This is a genomic window from Phytohabitans flavus (assembly GCF_011764545.1).
Taxonomy (GTDB): domain Bacteria; phylum Actinomycetota; class Actinomycetes; order Mycobacteriales; family Micromonosporaceae; genus Phytohabitans; species Phytohabitans flavus.
Genome location: NZ_AP022870.1, coordinates 9,280,624 through 9,295,752, shown reverse-complemented (window position 1 = coordinate 9,295,752; position 15,129 = coordinate 9,280,624). Strand labels below are relative to the sequence as shown.

Annotated in this window: 9 protein-coding genes and 6 pseudogenes; 6 read left to right on the top strand and 9 right to left on the bottom strand. The window is 70.9% G+C overall.

The genetic code is table 11. The features are described from left to right. Nucleotides 1–350: 350 nt before the first annotated feature. The 5 genes and pseudogenes from recA to Pflav_RS41380 all read right to left on the bottom strand — a co-directional run. Nucleotides 351–1,331: pseudogene (gene recA / locus Pflav_RS44430) on the bottom strand (recombinase RecA); the annotation flags it as partial. A 283-nt stretch (nucleotides 1,332–1,614) separates the two neighbouring features. After that, nucleotides 1,615–1,815 carry a DUF3046 domain-containing protein gene (locus Pflav_RS41395; protein ID WP_173041935.1) on the bottom strand — a complete coding sequence of 67 codons (201 nt, stop codon included), beginning with the start codon at nucleotides 1,813–1,815 and terminating at the stop codon, nucleotides 1,615–1,617. Nucleotides 1,816–1,875: 60 nt separating this feature from the next. Continuing rightward, on the bottom strand, nucleotides 1,876–3,018 hold the full coding sequence (locus Pflav_RS41390) for an acyl-CoA dehydrogenase family protein (RefSeq protein WP_173041934.1): 1,143 nt from the start codon (nucleotides 3,016–3,018) through the stop codon (nucleotides 1,876–1,878). A gap of 4 nt (nucleotides 3,019–3,022) precedes the next feature. Further along, nucleotides 3,023–3,669: pseudogene (locus Pflav_RS41385) on the bottom strand (UdgX family uracil-DNA binding protein). After that, nucleotides 3,666–5,008: pseudogene (locus Pflav_RS41380) on the bottom strand (aminotransferase class I/II-fold pyridoxal phosphate-dependent enzyme). The pseudogenes Pflav_RS41385 and Pflav_RS41380 overlap by 4 nt, the downstream one beginning before the upstream one ends. A 49-nt stretch (nucleotides 5,009–5,057) precedes the next feature. Here Pflav_RS41380 and Pflav_RS41375 point away from each other — a divergent pair. The 5 genes and pseudogenes from Pflav_RS41375 to Pflav_RS41355 all read left to right on the top strand — a co-directional run bounded on the left by Pflav_RS41375 (nucleotide 5,058) and on the right by Pflav_RS41355 (nucleotide 11,206). After that, nucleotides 5,058–6,302 (top strand): bifunctional pyridoxamine 5'-phosphate oxidase family protein/GNAT family N-acetyltransferase, encoded by a 1,245-nt coding sequence (locus Pflav_RS41375; protein ID WP_173041932.1) that lies wholly within the window; start codon nucleotides 5,058–5,060, stop codon nucleotides 6,300–6,302. A gap of 10 nt (nucleotides 6,303–6,312) precedes the next feature. Beyond that, nucleotides 6,313–6,951: a leucine efflux protein LeuE gene (gene leuE, locus Pflav_RS41370; RefSeq protein WP_180201304.1), complete on the top strand. Its 639-nt coding sequence runs from the start codon at nucleotides 6,313–6,315 to the stop codon at nucleotides 6,949–6,951. A gap of 872 nt (nucleotides 6,952–7,823) precedes the next feature. Then, on the top strand, nucleotides 7,824–8,867 hold the full coding sequence (locus Pflav_RS41365) for a LacI family DNA-binding transcriptional regulator (RefSeq protein WP_173041930.1): 1,044 nt from the start codon (nucleotides 7,824–7,826) through the stop codon (nucleotides 8,865–8,867). A gap of 8 nt (nucleotides 8,868–8,875) precedes the next feature. Then, nucleotides 8,876–10,550: pseudogene (araB, locus tag Pflav_RS41360) on the top strand (ribulokinase). Nucleotides 10,551–10,552: 2 nt separating this feature from the next. After that, nucleotides 10,553–11,206 (top strand): L-ribulose-5-phosphate 4-epimerase, encoded by a 654-nt coding sequence (locus Pflav_RS41355; RefSeq protein WP_173041929.1) that lies wholly within the window; start codon nucleotides 10,553–10,555, stop codon nucleotides 11,204–11,206. Nucleotides 11,207–11,223: 17 nt separating this feature from the next. Here the strand turns inward: Pflav_RS41355 and Pflav_RS41350 are convergent, their stop codons facing one another. From Pflav_RS41350 to Pflav_RS44415, 4 genes and pseudogenes are all read right to left on the bottom strand, one after another. After that, nucleotides 11,224–12,645, bottom strand: a complete 1,422-nt coding sequence (locus Pflav_RS41350; RefSeq protein ID WP_173041928.1) for a family 43 glycosylhydrolase — start codon at nucleotides 12,643–12,645, stop codon at nucleotides 11,224–11,226. Nucleotides 12,646–12,659: 14 nt separating this feature from the next. After that, nucleotides 12,660–13,070: an RICIN domain-containing protein gene (locus Pflav_RS46940; RefSeq protein WP_232072812.1), complete on the bottom strand. Its 411-nt coding sequence runs from the start codon at nucleotides 13,068–13,070 to the stop codon at nucleotides 12,660–12,662. Between the two features lie 92 nt (nucleotides 13,071–13,162). Continuing rightward, nucleotides 13,163–14,137: pseudogene (locus Pflav_RS46935) on the bottom strand (glycoside hydrolase family 43 protein); the annotation flags it as partial. A 33-nt stretch (nucleotides 14,138–14,170) separates the two neighbouring features. Then, nucleotides 14,171–14,575 (bottom strand): annotated as a pseudogene (locus Pflav_RS44415) (substrate-binding domain-containing protein); the annotation flags it as partial. Between the two features lie 68 nt (nucleotides 14,576–14,643). Between Pflav_RS44415 and Pflav_RS44410 the strand changes: the two are divergent. Continuing rightward, nucleotides 14,644–15,111: a hypothetical protein gene (locus tag Pflav_RS44410; RefSeq protein ID WP_197938871.1), complete on the top strand. Its 468-nt coding sequence runs from the start codon at nucleotides 14,644–14,646 to the stop codon at nucleotides 15,109–15,111. Nucleotides 15,112–15,129 lie beyond the last annotated feature (18 nt).

The following is a 15,129-nucleotide window of genomic DNA, read 5'->3' as shown; positions in this document are numbered from 1 at the left end:
CCTCGTCCGCCGCGCGGCCCCTCGCCAGCAGGTCGGCGGCCCAGTCCGGGGCGGACTCGGGGTCGGGGCCCGACGCGCCGAGCGCGCTCGCGGGCATCACTCCGGCCGGCCAGCCCGCGCCGGGCTCCCGGGCCGCTCTGGTGGAAGGGTCGGCGGGCACCGCACCCTCCGGCCACTCGAACTCGCCCTCGTCCGGGCTCAGTGGCGGCGTCGACCGGCGGCCGGAGCGCGCCGACGAGCCGCCGCCGTCCGCTGCGGAACGCGCCCGGGGCGGTGCTGCGTCCCAGCCTCGCCCCGAGCGAGCGCCACGCCGTCGTCCGGGCATGGCGGGCCGGATCAGAAGTCGACCGGGGCAGCTCGACCCCGCCGGCCTCGTCGCTGGCGCCCTGCCCGACGCCGAGCTTTTCGAGGATCTTCTTCTCGATCTCGGCGGCCACGTCCGGGTTTTCCTTCAGGAACTCGCGCGCCTTTTCCTTGCCCTGGCCGAGCTGGTCGCCGTCGTACGTGTACCACGCACCGGACTTGCGGATGATGCTCTGCTCGACGCCGACGTCGATGAGCGAGCCCTCGCGGGAGATGCCCTTGCCATACATGATGTCGAACTCGGCCTGCTTGAACGGCGCGGCCACCTTGTTTTTCACGACCTTGACGCGGGTGCGGTTACCCACCACGTCGGTGCCGTCCTTGAGGCTCTCGATGCGCCGCACGTCGAGGCGGACCGAGGCGTAGAACTTGAGCGCGCGGCCACCCGTCGTGGTCTCCGGCGAGCCGAACATGACGCCGATCTTCTCGCGGAGCTGGTTGATGAAGATGGCGGTCGTGCCGGAGTTGTTGAGGATACCGGTGATCTTCCGCAGCGCCTGGCTCATCAGGCGGGCCTGGAGGCCGACGTGGCTGTCGCCCATCTCGCCCTCGATCTCGGCGCGCGGCACGAGCGCGGCCACCGAGTCGATGACGATGATGTCGAGCGCGCCGGAGCGGACCAGCATGTCGGCGATCTCCAGCGCCTGCTCACCGGTGTCGGGCTGGGAGACGAGCAGCTGGTCGGTGTCGACGCCGAGCGCCTTCGCGTACTCCGGGTCGAGCGCGTGCTCCGCGTCGATGAACGCGGCGATACCGCCGGCACGCTGGGCATTGGCCACCGCGTGCAGCGCGACAGTGGTCTTACCGGACGACTCCGGGCCGTAGATCTCCACCACCCGGCCGCGGGGCAGGCCACCCACGCCGAGGGCCACGTCGAGGGCGATCGAGCCGGTCGGGATGATCGCGGTCTGGATGACCGGGCGCTCGCCCAGCCGCATGACCGAGCCCTTGCCGAACTGCTTGTCGATCTGCGCTAGAGCGAGGTCGAGCGCCTTTTCTCGGTCAGGTGTTCCTGCTGCCCCATTGCCGCCACCCCTACATTCGCCGCCTTCGCGGGCGTCTTCGCCGAAGAGCTTCTCGTCACGCGGACACGCTAGGCGCTGGGTCCGACAGAAAACAGCCGACGAGCCGCAGCCTGTGGACAAGCACCCAGCTGTGGACAATAGCCGAACACCTGTACGACGCAAGGCCTAACACGCCACACAAAGCGTCCGTTATTCCGACAGTCACCGAACGAAGTTGAAACGACACTCAGCGGAGCCGGGTGGGCACCCGATCGGGGTACGCGGCCACCACCGCCCGCCACACGACCACCGTCGGGGTGCCGGCGTCGAGCGCCTCCCGGATGGTCCGGCCGTCGAGCTGGGTCAGCACTTGGTCGGAGGCGAGGCTGGCCGCGTACGCCGGGCCGAACGCCTGCTCCATCCGCGCCCAGAAGTCCGTGAGCCGCACCCTTCAAACCCTCCAAAAGACGAGACCGCCACCCTAGCGCGACTCGCCGGGCGGGCCGGATTACAGTCCCAGGCCGCGCCCGATGATCTCTTTCATGATCTCCGTCGTACCGCCGTAGATGGTCTGTACGCGGCTGTTCAGCCAGGCCTTGGCGACCGGGTACTCCAGCATGTAGCCATAGCCGCCGTGCAACTGGACGCACCGGTCGGCCACCCGGTTCTGTAGCTCGGTGGTCCACCACTTCGCCTTGGCCGCGTCGACCACGGTGAGCCGCCCCGCGTTGTACTCCCGCACGCAGTGGTTGAGGAACGTCCGCGCGATCGTCACCTCGGTGTCGAGCTCGGCGAGCAGGAAGCGGTTGTGCTGGAACTTCCCGATCGGCCGGCCGAACGCCTCGCGGCTGCGCGCGTACTCCAGCGTGATGGCCAGCAGCCGCTCGCAGACGGCGACCGCCGCCACCGCGATGCCCAGCCGCTCGCGGGGCAGGTTGGCCATGAGGTGGTAGAAGCCGTGGTTTTCGGTGCCGATGAGGTTGTCGGCCGGCACGCGGCAGTCGTCGAAGAAGAGCTCGGCCGTGTCGTTGGCCTTCATGCCCACCTTCTCCAGGCGGCGGCCCCGGGAGAACCCGGGCGTACCCCGCTCCACCGCGACCAAGCTCAGGCCGTGGGCGCCCTGGTCCGGCGTGGTCTTGGCGACGACAACCACCAGGTCGGCCATCTCGCCGTTGGTGATGAACGTCTTCTGCCCATTGAGGACGTACGAGTCGCCGTCGCGCACCGCGGAGGTACGCACGCCGGCCAGGTCGGAACCGGCGCCCGGCTCGCTCATCGCGATCGCGGTGACGAGGTCGCCGGAGCAGAAGCCGGGCAGCCACCGCTTGCGCTGGTCCTCGGTGGTGAGGTCGGTCAGGTACGGCGCGACGACGTCGTTGTGCAGCCCGAAGCCGAGGCCGGCACAGCCGGAGGCCACGACCTCCTCGACAAGCACCGCGTTGAAGCGGAAGTCGCGCTGCCCGCCCCCGCCGTACTCCTCGTCGACGTCCATCCCCAGCAGCCCGGCGGCGCCGGCCTTGCGCCAGACCTCGCGGTCGACGATGCCATCCTTCTCCCACGCCTCGTGATAGGGCATCGCCTCGCGGGCCAGGAACTCCCGGCACAGCCCGCGAAAGTCCTCGTGGACCGCCTCGTACAGCTGCTGCTCCATGAGGTCAGTGTCGCAGGACCCGAGCGACCACCCGCAAGTCCGCGACAAGGCTGTCGAACGCGATGTCCCGGTCGTCGGCCCGCAGGACGGCCGACGGGTGGATGGTGGCGACGAGCTTCGCCGGCTCCACCGGGAAGTCCTCGGGGCGCTGCGCCGTGGCCGGCCACTGCAACACCCGACCGCGCTGCTGCGTCACCCGGAACGTGGGGCCGAGCAGAGCCTTGGCCGCGGTCGCGCCGAGCGGCACCACGACCTCCGGATGCAGCAGCGCGAACTCCCCCACAAGCCACGGCCGGCACGCCTCGATGTGTACCCGATCGGGTGTCTTGTGGAGGCGGCGCTTGCCCCGCATCTCGAAGCGGAAGTGCTTGACCGCGTTGGTGATGTAGATGTGGGCCGGATCGATGCCGGCCTCGTCGACCGCGCGGCGCAGCAGGTGACCGGCCGGCCCCACGAAGGGCAGGCCCTTCTGGTCCTCGATGTCGCCCGGCTGCTCACCCACGAAGACCACGCGCGCGTGCGCGTCACCCCGGCCGAATACCACCTGTGTGGCGTCCTGGTAGAGCTCACAGCCCTTGCACGAGGGGCGGCCGCCTTCAGCTCGTCGAGCGTACGGAAATTGTCCGGGACGAACTCCTGCGCTGTCGTCACCGCACTGTTCTACCCCATTCGGGTGGGGACGATGCGGCGGCGGCCACCGCGTCCGCAAGTGGCGAAATGTCCGACTCGGCCAGTGGGCTGATCGTGATCCGGACGCCGGGCGGCGTGGCCTGCCGGTATAGCGCGCCGGGCGCCACCGCGTACCCCGCGTCACGGAGGGTAGTGACCGCACGCGTCTCGTCGGCGACGGGGATCCAGACGTTGATGCCGCTGCGCCCGTACGCGGTCACCCCGCGCTCGGCGAGCGCGGCGAGGAAGGCGTCGCGGCGGCGGTCGTAGCTGCGGCCCGCCGCGACCACCCGGCCGCGACGGCCGGGTCGCGCCACAGCCCCATGGCCAGCCGCTGGAGCAGCGTGGAGACCCACCCGGCGCCGAGCCGCATGCGGCCGGCGACCCGTGCCACCGTCGCCTCGTCGCCGCCGAGGGCGGCGAGGCGCAGGTCCGGACCGTAGGGCTTGGAGGCGGAGCGGAGGAAGGCCCAGCTCCGCGTCGCACCAGCCAGCGGATGCAGCTGTACGGCTGAGAGCTCGCCGGCGTGGTCGTCCTCGATCAGCAGCACCCCGTCCTGACCGGCGAGCACCTCGCGCAGCTCGGCCGCCCGGGCCGCGGTGACGTAGGCGCCCGTCGGGTTGTGCGCGCGGGTGGTCACGACCACGGCCCGGGCGCCCGCCGCGAGCGCCGTGCGCAGGCCGTGCGGCGTCGGCCCCTCGCCATCCACGGGTACCGGCACCGCGCGCAACCCCAGCGCGGCCACGAGGTCCAGGAGGTTGGACCAGCCGGGGTCCTCGACCGCCACCGCGTCTCCCGGGCGCAGGTGTGCGGTGAGCAGCCGCTCGGCCCCGTCCAGCGCGCCAGCGGTCATGGTGACCGCCGGCGCGTCCACCCCGTCGGCGGCGAGCCGCACGCGGACCAGCTCGGCCAGGTCGGGCAGGACACCAGCCTCCGCGTACGCCGTGGGTCGCGCGGCCCGCTCGGACAGCGCGGCGAGGTGCGGACCCAGCGGTGGCAGCAGGTCGTAGTCGGGCTCCCCCGAGGAGAGGTCGAGCGCACCCGGCGGCACGGCCGGGCGCAACGCGGCGCGCGTGGCGGTGACCGGCGGGCGGGGGCGGATCCGCGTGCCGTTGCGACCGGCGGTCTCGATCACGCCGCGCTGGCGGAGCACCTGGTACGCCTTCGCGACCGTCCCCGGGCTCACGCCGAGCTCGTCCGCCAGCGCCCGCACGGCAGGCAGCGGCGCCCCGGAGGGCAGCTCGCCCGTGCGCACGCCAGCCTCCACGCTGGACGAAATCTCGGCTGACGTGGCACCACTGATCTGATAATGTACTGGCACAGTCACAGTTTTGTACTGTAACAAACGTGGCGAGCGGGAGGATGTCGGGGTGTACCAGCAGACGGAGCGGACCACCGCCAACCGGAGTCGCGAGCGGATGTCCTACGAGCGCGCCACCGCGCACGCCATCCTCGACGAGGCTTACCACTGCGCGTTCGCGTTCACTGTGGACGGTGAGCCGCGCGTGCTGCCCACATTGCACGTGCGGGTCGGCGAGACGCTCTACCTACACGGCTCCACCGGCAGCCGGCCACTGCTCGCCGCGCGGGCCGACGCCGGCCTGCGGGTGAGCGTCGTGGTCACCCAGCTCGACGCCCTGGTGCTGGCCCGCTCGCAGCTCCACCACAGTGCCAACTACCGCTCGGCGGTCGCGCACGGCGTGGCGCGGCTCGTCACCGGCGAGGAGGAAAAGCGCACCGCCCTCAATGCACTGATCGACAAGATCGGGCGCGGTCGCTCGACGCAGACCCGCCCGCCGTCCCGCAAGGAGCTCGCCGAGACCGCCGTGCTGGCGCTCCCGCTGCACGAGGTCTCGGTAAAGGCGCGGGCCGGCGGTGTCATCGAGGACGAGGAGGACCTCACTTTGCCGTACTGGGCGGGAGTGGTGCCCCTGCGCCTCGTGCCCGGCATGCCCGAGCCGGACGCCGGCGTGACCGTCCCGGTGCCGCATTACCTGCGGCCGCCCCGCTCCCCCTGGCTGACGCCCGAGCCGATGTACGGCGCCCACGTCATCCTCGAGCCGCTCGACATGGCGCACGTCGACGAGCTCTTCGCCGCCACCCGCGACCCCGAGGTGTGGCAGTACCTCACGAGCGGCCAGCCGGCCGACCGCGACGCGATGGCCGAGTTCGTCGCCGACGCGCTGCGCTCGCATCACGACGGCGGGCGGGTGCCCTGGGTCCAGCGCGACGCGGCGACCGGCACGGTGATCGGCACAACGTCGTACTACGAGGTGAAAGAGGCGAAGCGCTCGCTCGGCATCGGCCACACCTTCCTGAGCCGCCGCTGTTGGCGCACGGGGGTCAACACCGAGGCGAAGCTGATGCTGCTCACCCGGGCGTTCGAGGAGCTGGGCGCGGTGCGGGTGGTGTGGCACACCGACACCCGCAACGAACGCTCGCAAGCCGCCATCGAGCGCCTCGGCGCGCGCCGCGAGGGGGTGCTGCGGAAGCACCGGCTGCGGGCCGACGGCGCCTGGTACGACACGGTTCAGTACGCGATGACCGTCGACGAGTGGCCAGCGGCACACCTTGAGCTGCGGAAAAAGCTTCGCGCGCCAGCGGTGGTCGGGTGAGGATGGCGGCGTGCTGGGGATCACCGACATCTGGACGTACGTGCTGGGCACCGTCGCCATCATCCTGCTGCCCGGGCCCAACTCGCTCTTCGTGCTGTCGACGGCGGCCCGGCGCGGCGTGGCGTCCGGCTACAAGGCAGCTGCGGGCGTCTTCCTGGGCGACACGGTGCTCATGGTGCTCTCGGCCGCGGGCGTCGCATCCCTCCTGAAGGCGTACCCGCCGGTCTTCCTCGCCATCAAGTACGCGGGTGCGGTCTACCTGGGCTACGTCGGCGTGCAGATGCTCCGTGGCGCCTGGCGCCGCTGGCGCTCGCCGTCGCGGACCGCCGCGCCCACGGCCGCGGCGGAGCCGGCGTTCAACCCCTTCCGCCGGGCCGCCGTGATCAGCCTGCTCAACCCGAAGGCGATCCTGTTCTTCATCTCGTTCTTCATCCAGTTCGTCGACCCGTCGTACGCGTACCCGGCCCTGTCGTTCCTCCTGCTGGGCCTGATCGCGCAGCTGGCGAGCGCGCTGTACCTGACGCTGCTCATCTTCGCCGGCACGGCTCTGGCCGCCCAGTTCCGGCGCCGCCGCCGCTTGGCCGCCGGCGCCACGACCGCCGCCGGCACGATCTTCCTCGGCTTCGGCCTCAAGCTCGCCACCGGCTGAGCCAGCGTCCGGCGGGGGCGCCGCAAACAATTTCAAGCCAAAGATTGAGCTACCGCGACGTCCGCGGTGGTCCAGACCGCTGCTCCCGCGGCCTCACCCACCGCTGTTCACAACCCACCCCGCCCGGCGGACGCCGGCAGACCGGCGATGGGCCCTAGTCGACTTTCTGCCGCCCTGACGACAGGAAGTCGACTAGATCCAGCAGCCGCTAGCGGCCCGGCGACCGCATTCGCCTGATCTACCGCACCCTGACCTGCCGAGGCCGCAAGGCCGCGCGGTTCCAGCCTTTGTGAACGTTTCCCGTTGCCCCAGAGCCGTTCGCGTAATTCGCTGTCGAGGCGGGTCAAGCTGCTGGACCTTCCGGCGCGTCTGGCGTAAGTCGGGCATTTTGGAGTGCCAATCAAAGGCCTCCGTTAGATAAGAAGTCCCTTTCGTGGCATTGGTGCAGCCGCAAGGCGGGCTTGACAACCTCCCACGAGGAATTACGCGAACGGCTCCCCAGCAGCGGGAAACGTTCACAAAGCTCGGGGTCGTGCTGGGTGTGGAGCGCGGGGGGTGAGGCTGCGGCGGCAGCAGCCGCGATCTATCGATCGCCCGCCTATCCGGCGCGGGAGCGGGATGGGTCGTGAAGCGCGGAGGGTGAGGCCGCGGGAGCAGCGGTCCGGACCACCGCGGACGTCGCGGTAGCCCGAATCTCTTGGAATTGGTCGTCCGGCGCGGTGTCGCGCCGCGCCTACGAGAGGGCCGGCGTCGAAATGCGGCGTCGAAAGGTTTTCGGAGGCCTTGACAGGCAACGGGTCCAAGCCGGAGCATGCCTGTTAACGTGAACAGGCGAGTTGTACCACTGGGTTCGAGAAACGGGGCCTAGACGCATGGCGGAGCGGCGACCAGACGGCGGGAGCCCATCGGGGCGTGGTCCGCGCCGGCAGGTCGGGATGGTCGATGTGGCCCGACTCGCCGGAGTGTCCCACATGACGGTCTCCCGCGTCATCAACGACCAGCCCACGGTCAGCCAGGTGACGCGCCAGCGGGTGCTCGCCGCGATGACCGAGCTCGGCTACCGGCCCAACGTCGCGGCCCGCGCGCTCGTCACCGGGCGCACCCGCACACTCGGCGTGGTCAGCATCGACACCACGCTCTACGGGCCGGCTTCCATGCTGCTCGCGATCGAGCGGGCGGCCCGCGACATCGGGTATGCGATAAGCATCGCCAGCCTGCCCAGCGTCGACCGCCGCTCGTTCGGCGAGGCGTTCGAGGCGCTGATGGCGCAGGCGGTCGAGGGCATCATCGCGATCACGCCGCACACCTCGACCACGACGGCGCTGCGCCACGCACCTAAAGACATTCCGGTCGTGGCGGTCGAGGGTGGCCGCGCGCCGGTACCCACCGTCGCGGTCGACCAGCGGCTCGGCGCCCGCATCGCCACCGAGCATCTGCTCTCCCTCGGCCACGCCACGGTCGGGCACATCGCGGGCCCGAGTGACTGGCACGAGGCGCAGGAGCGCGAGCGCGGGTGGCACGACGCGCTGACCGACGCGGAGCGCGAGATCCCCGAGCTGGTGCGCGGCGACTGGAGCCCCCGGTCCGGCTACGAGGCGGCCCGCAAGCTCATCGGCCGGCCAGAGCTGACCGCCATCTTCGTGGCAAACGACCAGATGGCGATCGGCGCGCTGCGGGCCCTCTCCGAGGCCGCCATCGCGGTGCCCGAGCGCGTCAGCATCGTCGGCTTCGACGACATCCCAGAGGCTGAGTTCTTCACTCCGCCACTGACCACGCTCCGCCAGGAGTTCGGCGAGGTTGGCCGGCAGAGCCTCGCGCTGCTGATGGAGCAGGTGGAGGGGGCGCCACGGTCCCGCCGCCGCATCGTGATCCCGCCCGAGCTCATCGTCCGCGAAAGTACCCGCGCCCCTTACTGAGGTAGCCCATGCCCCCCGCTGTTAACGCTAACGAGTCCCCCCGATACGTCGTCGGCGTCGACTTCGGCACGCTGTCCGGCCGCGCCCTCGTGGTCCGCGTCGAAGACGGCGTCGAGGTGGGTACGGCCGTGCACGAGTACCGCCACGGCGTCATCGACCAGGCCCTCCCCGCGACCGGCACGGCACTCCCGCCGGACTGGGCGCTCCAGGACCCCGAGGACTACGTCGACGTACTGCGTACCGCCGTGCCGGCCGCGATCGCCGACGCGGGCGTCGACCCGGCCCAGGTGATCGGCATCTCCACCGACTTCACCGCCTGCACGGTGCTGCCCACGCTCGCCGACGGCACCCGCTGTGCCGGGTGCCGGAGCTTGCCGGCCGGCCACACGCGTACGTGAAGCTGTGGAAACACCACGCGGCCCAGGGCAGGCCGACCGCATCAACGCGCTCGCGCACGAGCGCGGCGAGCCCTGGATCAACCGGTACGGCGGAAAGATCTCCTCCGAGTGGCAGTTCGCCAAGGGTCTCCAGCTGCTGGAGGAGGACCCGGAGGTCTACGCCCGCGCCGAGCGGTGGATCGAGGCGGCCGACTGGATCGTGTGGCAGCTCTGCGGCGCCGAGACCCGCAACGTCTGCACCGCCGGCTACAAGGGCATCTACCAGGACGGCAGCTACCCGAGCGCGGAGTACCTGGCGGCGTTGAACCCGGACTTCGCCGGCTTCGTGGCGAAGATCGAGCACCCGCTGCTGTCGCTCGGCGCGCGGGCCGGCGGGCTGACCGCACAGGCCGCCGCCTGGACCGGGCTGCCCGAGGGCATCGCGGTCGCCGCCGGCAACGTCGACGCGCACGTCACCGCACCGGCCGCGCAGGCCATCGCGCCGGGCCAGCTGGTCATGATCATGGGTACCTCCACCTGCCACGTGATGAACGGCGACACCCTCGCCGAGGTCCCCGGCATGTGCGGCGTCGTCGAGGGCGGCATCGTGGCCGGCGGGTACGGGTACGAGGCCGGCCAGAGCGGCGTCGGCGACATCTTCGGCTGGTTCGTCGACTCGTCGCTGCCGGCGGAGTACCGGGCCGAGGCCGAGCGGCGGGGCATCGGGCCGCACGAGTACCTGAGCGAGCTCGCCGCCGCGCAGCGGGTCGGGCAGCACGGCCTCGTCGCGCTCGACTGGCACAACGGCAACCGCTCGGTGCTCGTCGACCACGAGCTGTCCGGCGTGATCGTGGGTCAGACGCTCGCCACCCGCCCCGAGGACGTGTACCGGGCGCTTGTCGAGGCCACCGCGTTCGGCACCCGCACGATCATCGACGCGTTCGAGGGCTCCGGCCTGCCGGTGCGCGAGCTTGTCGCGGCCGGCGGCCTGCTGAAGAACACGTTCCTCATGCAGCTGTACGCCGACGTCACCGGCCGCCCGATCTCGGTGATCGGCTCGGAGCAGGGCCCCGCGCTCGGCTCGGCGATCCATGCGGCGGTGGCCGCCGGCGCCTACCCGGACGTGCCGGCCGCCGCGGCGGCGATGGGCCGGGTCCTGCGCCGCGTGTACGAGCCGGACCCCGCGCGGACCAAGGCGTACGAGGTGCTCTACGAGGAGTACCGCCTGTTGCACGACTACTTCGGCCGTGGGGAGAACGACGTGCTGCACCGGCTGCGGCGGATCCGGAACGAGGCGAGGGTTTAAAAATGGATGTCGACCAGCTGCGCAAGGACCTCGTGGGGCTGCACGACGACTTGATCCGGTGGGGCCTGGTGGTCTGGACCGCGGGCAACGTCTCGGCGCGCGTGCCCGGCGAAAACCTCTTCGTCATCAAGCCCAGCGGCGTCACGTACGACCAGCTGACGCCCGAGTCGATGGTGGTGTGCGACCTGGACGGGCAGCTCGTCGACGGCGCTTTCGCCCCGTCGAGCGACACCGCCGCCCACGCGTACGTCTACCGCGAGATGCCCGAGGTCGGCGGCGTCGTGCACACCCACTCGACGTACGCGACCGCGTGGGCCGCCCGTGGTGAGCCGGTGCCGTGCGTGCTGACCGCGATGGCCGACGAGTTCGGCGCGGAGATCCCGGTCGGCCCGTTCGCGCTCATCGGCAACGACGACATCGGCAAGGGCATCGTGGCGACACTGCGCGGGCACCGCTCGCCGGCCGTGCTGATGCAGAACCACGGCGTCTTCACGATCGGCAAGAGTGCCCGCGCGGCGGTCAAGGCGGCGGTGATGTGCGAGGACGTGGCCCGTACCGTGCACATCGCGCGCCAGCTCGGCGAGCCGCTCCCCATCGCACAGTCCGATATAGACAAGCTCTACGACCGGTACCAGAACGTCTACGGGCAGCGCTGAGCGGCCTCACCTCACCACTACTCCAGGACGTACGTCGCGTCAGCCCGGTCGGTCGCTGTGCTGACCGGCTGCACGTACAGCAGGTTGGACGAGTGCCGGATGTACCTGCCGGCGAAGTTGACCGACTCGAACGAGACTCCGGCGGCGTCGGCGAGCCCGGCCCGCCGGAAGAAGCTCGCGTCCGAGCGGAAGATGGCGGAGCCGTCGTTGCGCTCCACCCACATCTCGTAGTTGCGGTGGCGCAGGTAGTACCCGGGGAAGTTGGCCGACTCCAGCGACACCGTACCGGCGCCGCCCAGCCCGGTGACGATGCGAAACTGGGAGTCGGCGAGGTTGGTGACGTTCGCCTCGACCCGGGCCCGGAAGTCCCAGTGGCGGATGTAGCGGTCCGTGAGGTTGTACGAGCGCAGCCGCTGCGGCGTGATCCCGTCGGCGACCGGGATGCCGAAGTTCGGCGTGCCGTCGGCGTTCCAGTAGAGCTTCTGGACGCGCGTGCGGCGGTTCGGGTCGTTGAGCGGGTCGCCGCTGATGTCGCGGTAGCTACGGTCGTGGTACACGAGGATGTCACTCTGGCCGTCGTCGGAGACGGTGAACGAGTTGTGTCCCGGGCCGTACTGGCTCGTCGCCGCGTTGCTGCGGAAGACCGGCTGCGCGCTCTTCGTCCACGACGAGGGGTTCATGAGGTTGCTCGTGGCCGAGGCGGTGAGCAGGCCCAGGCAGTAGTTGGCGTCGGTGGCGCTGGCCGAGTACGCCATGAAGACCCGGCCGTTGCGCTGGATCACCGCGGGTCCCTCGTTCACCCGAAACCCGACGGTCTCCCACGAGTACGTGGGCACGCTCAGCCGCGCCGGCGTACCGGTGATGGTCCAGGGGTTGGACATCGGGGCGAGGTACAGGTTTGTGTTGCCGCCGATGGCCGGGTCGTGCTGCGCCCAGGCGAGGTAGCGCGTTCCGTTGTGGACGAACGTGGTGGCGTCGAGTGAGAAGGTGTCGAGCGGCGTGGCTATCCGGCCCCGCTCGGTCCAGGAGCCGGTGAGCGGGTTGGCCGAGGCGTTCTCCAGCACGTACATGCGGATGGCCCAGATGTCGTCGCTGCGGCCGGCGGCGAAGTAGATGTACCAGCGGCCGTTGACGTAGTGGATTTCCGGCGCCCAGATGTGCGCGGCCATCTCCCCGCTCGTGTGCCGGCGCCAGATGACGCTCTCGCTGGCGGTGGCGAGCCCTTGGAGGGTGGTGGCGCGGCGCAGGACGATCCGGTCGTACTCGGGTGCCGTGGCCGTCATGTAGTAGTAGCCGTCGGTGTGCTTCACGATGTGCGGGTCGGCCCGCTGGGCGACGAGCGGGTTCGTGTACTGCACGGCGGGCGCGGCCTCGGCCGGCGTGGCGACGAGCAGGCTCGCGGCCACGACAAGCACGGCGATGGCGGCGACTCTGCGCATGGTGTCCCTCCCCTTTAGACCGGTTGGAGCTGCCACTGCTGGCAGTTGTTGTTGAGCCACGACCACAGCCGCACGTCGGCGCCGTCGCCGGTACCGCAGTTGGCGACGTCGGCGACCTTTCCGGTGGCCTGGTTGGTGAGCCGTACCCAGCCGCCGACGGCGGTCAGCACGAGCCGGAAGCGCTGGCAGGTGTTGTTGAGCCACGACCACTGGCGGATGTCGGTGCCGTCCGCCGAGGCGCAGTTGGTCACGTCGGCCACCTTGCCGGTCGCCACGTTGACCAGCCGGCTCGTGTCGTCGGCCTGGTCCTCCAGGCGCCACCGCTGGCCAGCGCCGCCGTTGCACGTCCACTGCTGGATGTTGGCTCCGTCCGCTGTGGACCCGCCGGCGACCTCGAGGCACTTGCCGCTGTTGCGGTTGACGATCGTGTACGCGGTCGGCGTGTTCCCCGTCTCCCCGCCGGCCCGTCGGCCGTGGTGCCAAGCCGCATGGGTGTACCGAAGTTGGGCGTGCCGTCCGCGTTCCAGGTAAACCGCTGGGCCCGCGTGGTGCGGTTGTTGTCGCAGCCACCGCTGGTCGAGCTGTTGGCGTGGTACACGATCCAGCTCTCGGTGCCGTCCGGCGAGGTGAAGAACCCGTGGTGGCCGGGGCCGTAGACGCTGTTGGCGTCGCTGCGCTGGAAGACCGGGTTGGCGTTCTTGGTCCAGGATGCGGCGCTGAGCGGGTTGGTGCCGGTGAGGGTGAGCCGGCCGAGCTTGTAGTTGGGGCCCCAGCAGGCGCTCGCCGAGTACACAAGGTAGGTGCGTCCGTTGCGCTGGAGGGCGACCGGCCCCTCGTTCACGGTGCCCTCCTGCCGCTCCCACGACAGGGTGGGCGACGAGATGAGGCTGAAGCTGCCGCTGACCGTGTACGGGTTGCTCATCGGCGCGATGACGAGGCTCTGCTCGCTGCCGTTCATGAAGCCGCTGCCGAGCAGGTAGAGCGCGCCGTTCAGCTGGAGCACGCTGGCGTCGATGAGCCAGCCGCCCGGCGTGAGGTTGGCGCCGGTGAGCATGTTGCGGTACGTGTACGGCCCGAGCGGGTCCGCGCCGGCGCTTTCCAGCACGTGGGTGCGCTGGCTGTCGCAGCAGGCGACACCGACCGCGCCGGCGGAGTAGTAGAGGTACCACCGTCCATTGAGGAAGTGGACTTCCGGCGCCCAGAAGTTGGTGCCGCGCGATGACGTGGTGTCCTGCCAGATCTGTACGCTCGGCGCGGTGGCGAGGCCGGCGAGCGTGGGCGACTTGCGCATGGTGAGCGTGTTCGTGAACGAGGTCGTGACGAGGTAGTAGCTGCCGTTGTAGTACTGGAGCCAGGGATCGGCACCCTTCTGCGACTTGACCGGGTTGGTGTACGGCCGGCCGGGCGCCGCGGACGCGGGCTGCGGTACGGCGATGGCACACACTGTTATCAGCGCGGTCAGGGCGGCGAGCCAGGCACTGAGACGGGTCATCGCGACACCTTCTTTCATCGACAGAGGTTGCTGTTAGCGTTCACATGATGGGCGTGCGGTGCTTTCTCGTTCCACAAAGGACGGTGGGAAGCGCACGTGCCGCAGGATCCGCACGCCAGCGCCGATCTGCCGGACCAGCAGGTCGACGCTGGCCCGGCCAAGCGCGGCGAGGTCCTGCCGCACAGTGGTCAGCGCCGGCCGCAGAAACGCGGCTTCCGGCACGTCTTCGAATCCGACGACACTGACCTCCTCGGGCACCGCGCGGCCAGCCAGGTGCAGCGCCCGCAGCGCGCCGAGCGCCATCTGGTCGTTGGCGCAGAAGATGGCGGTCACGTCGCGGTCCTCGGCCAGCCGGCGAGCCGCCTCGTACCCCGACCGCACACTCCAGTCCCCGTCGAGCACCATCCCCAGCGGCGCACCCGCCTCGGCCAGCGCCGCCCGCCAGCCGGCCCCCGCTCACGCGCCTCCGGCCAGCCCGACGGCCCGGCGATGTGGTGGACGGTCGGGTGGCCGAGGTCGAGCAGGTGGCGGGTGGCGGTGGCCGCGCCGGAGAGGTTGTCAAAGCCGACGACGGGCACGCCCGCCGCCCCGCCCGCACTGACCGCGCAGCCGGCACCGCCCGCAGTGACCGCCCCGCCGGCGCCCCGGCTCCGCCCGCACTGACCGCCCCGCCCGCGCAGCCGGCACCGCCCGCGCCGACCGCGAGGAGCGGGACGTCCGCCGGGATGCCGGCCAACGCGGCGAGCGCCGGGTCGGTCGGCGCGACGGCGAGGATGCCCTCCACAGGCTGTCCATACAGGACGTCGACAGCGGCGTCGACCGAGCCGGCGTCGAGCGAACGCGCGCTGACCACCGTCAGCGGGTGGCCGGCGGCGCGGGCGGCACGCACGATCGCGTGCACCGTCGAGGTTGGACCGGCGAGCGACGTGTCGAAAGCGACAAGCCCCAGTGGGTACGCCGTGCCGGCCGCCTGATCCCTGACCGCCGTCCGG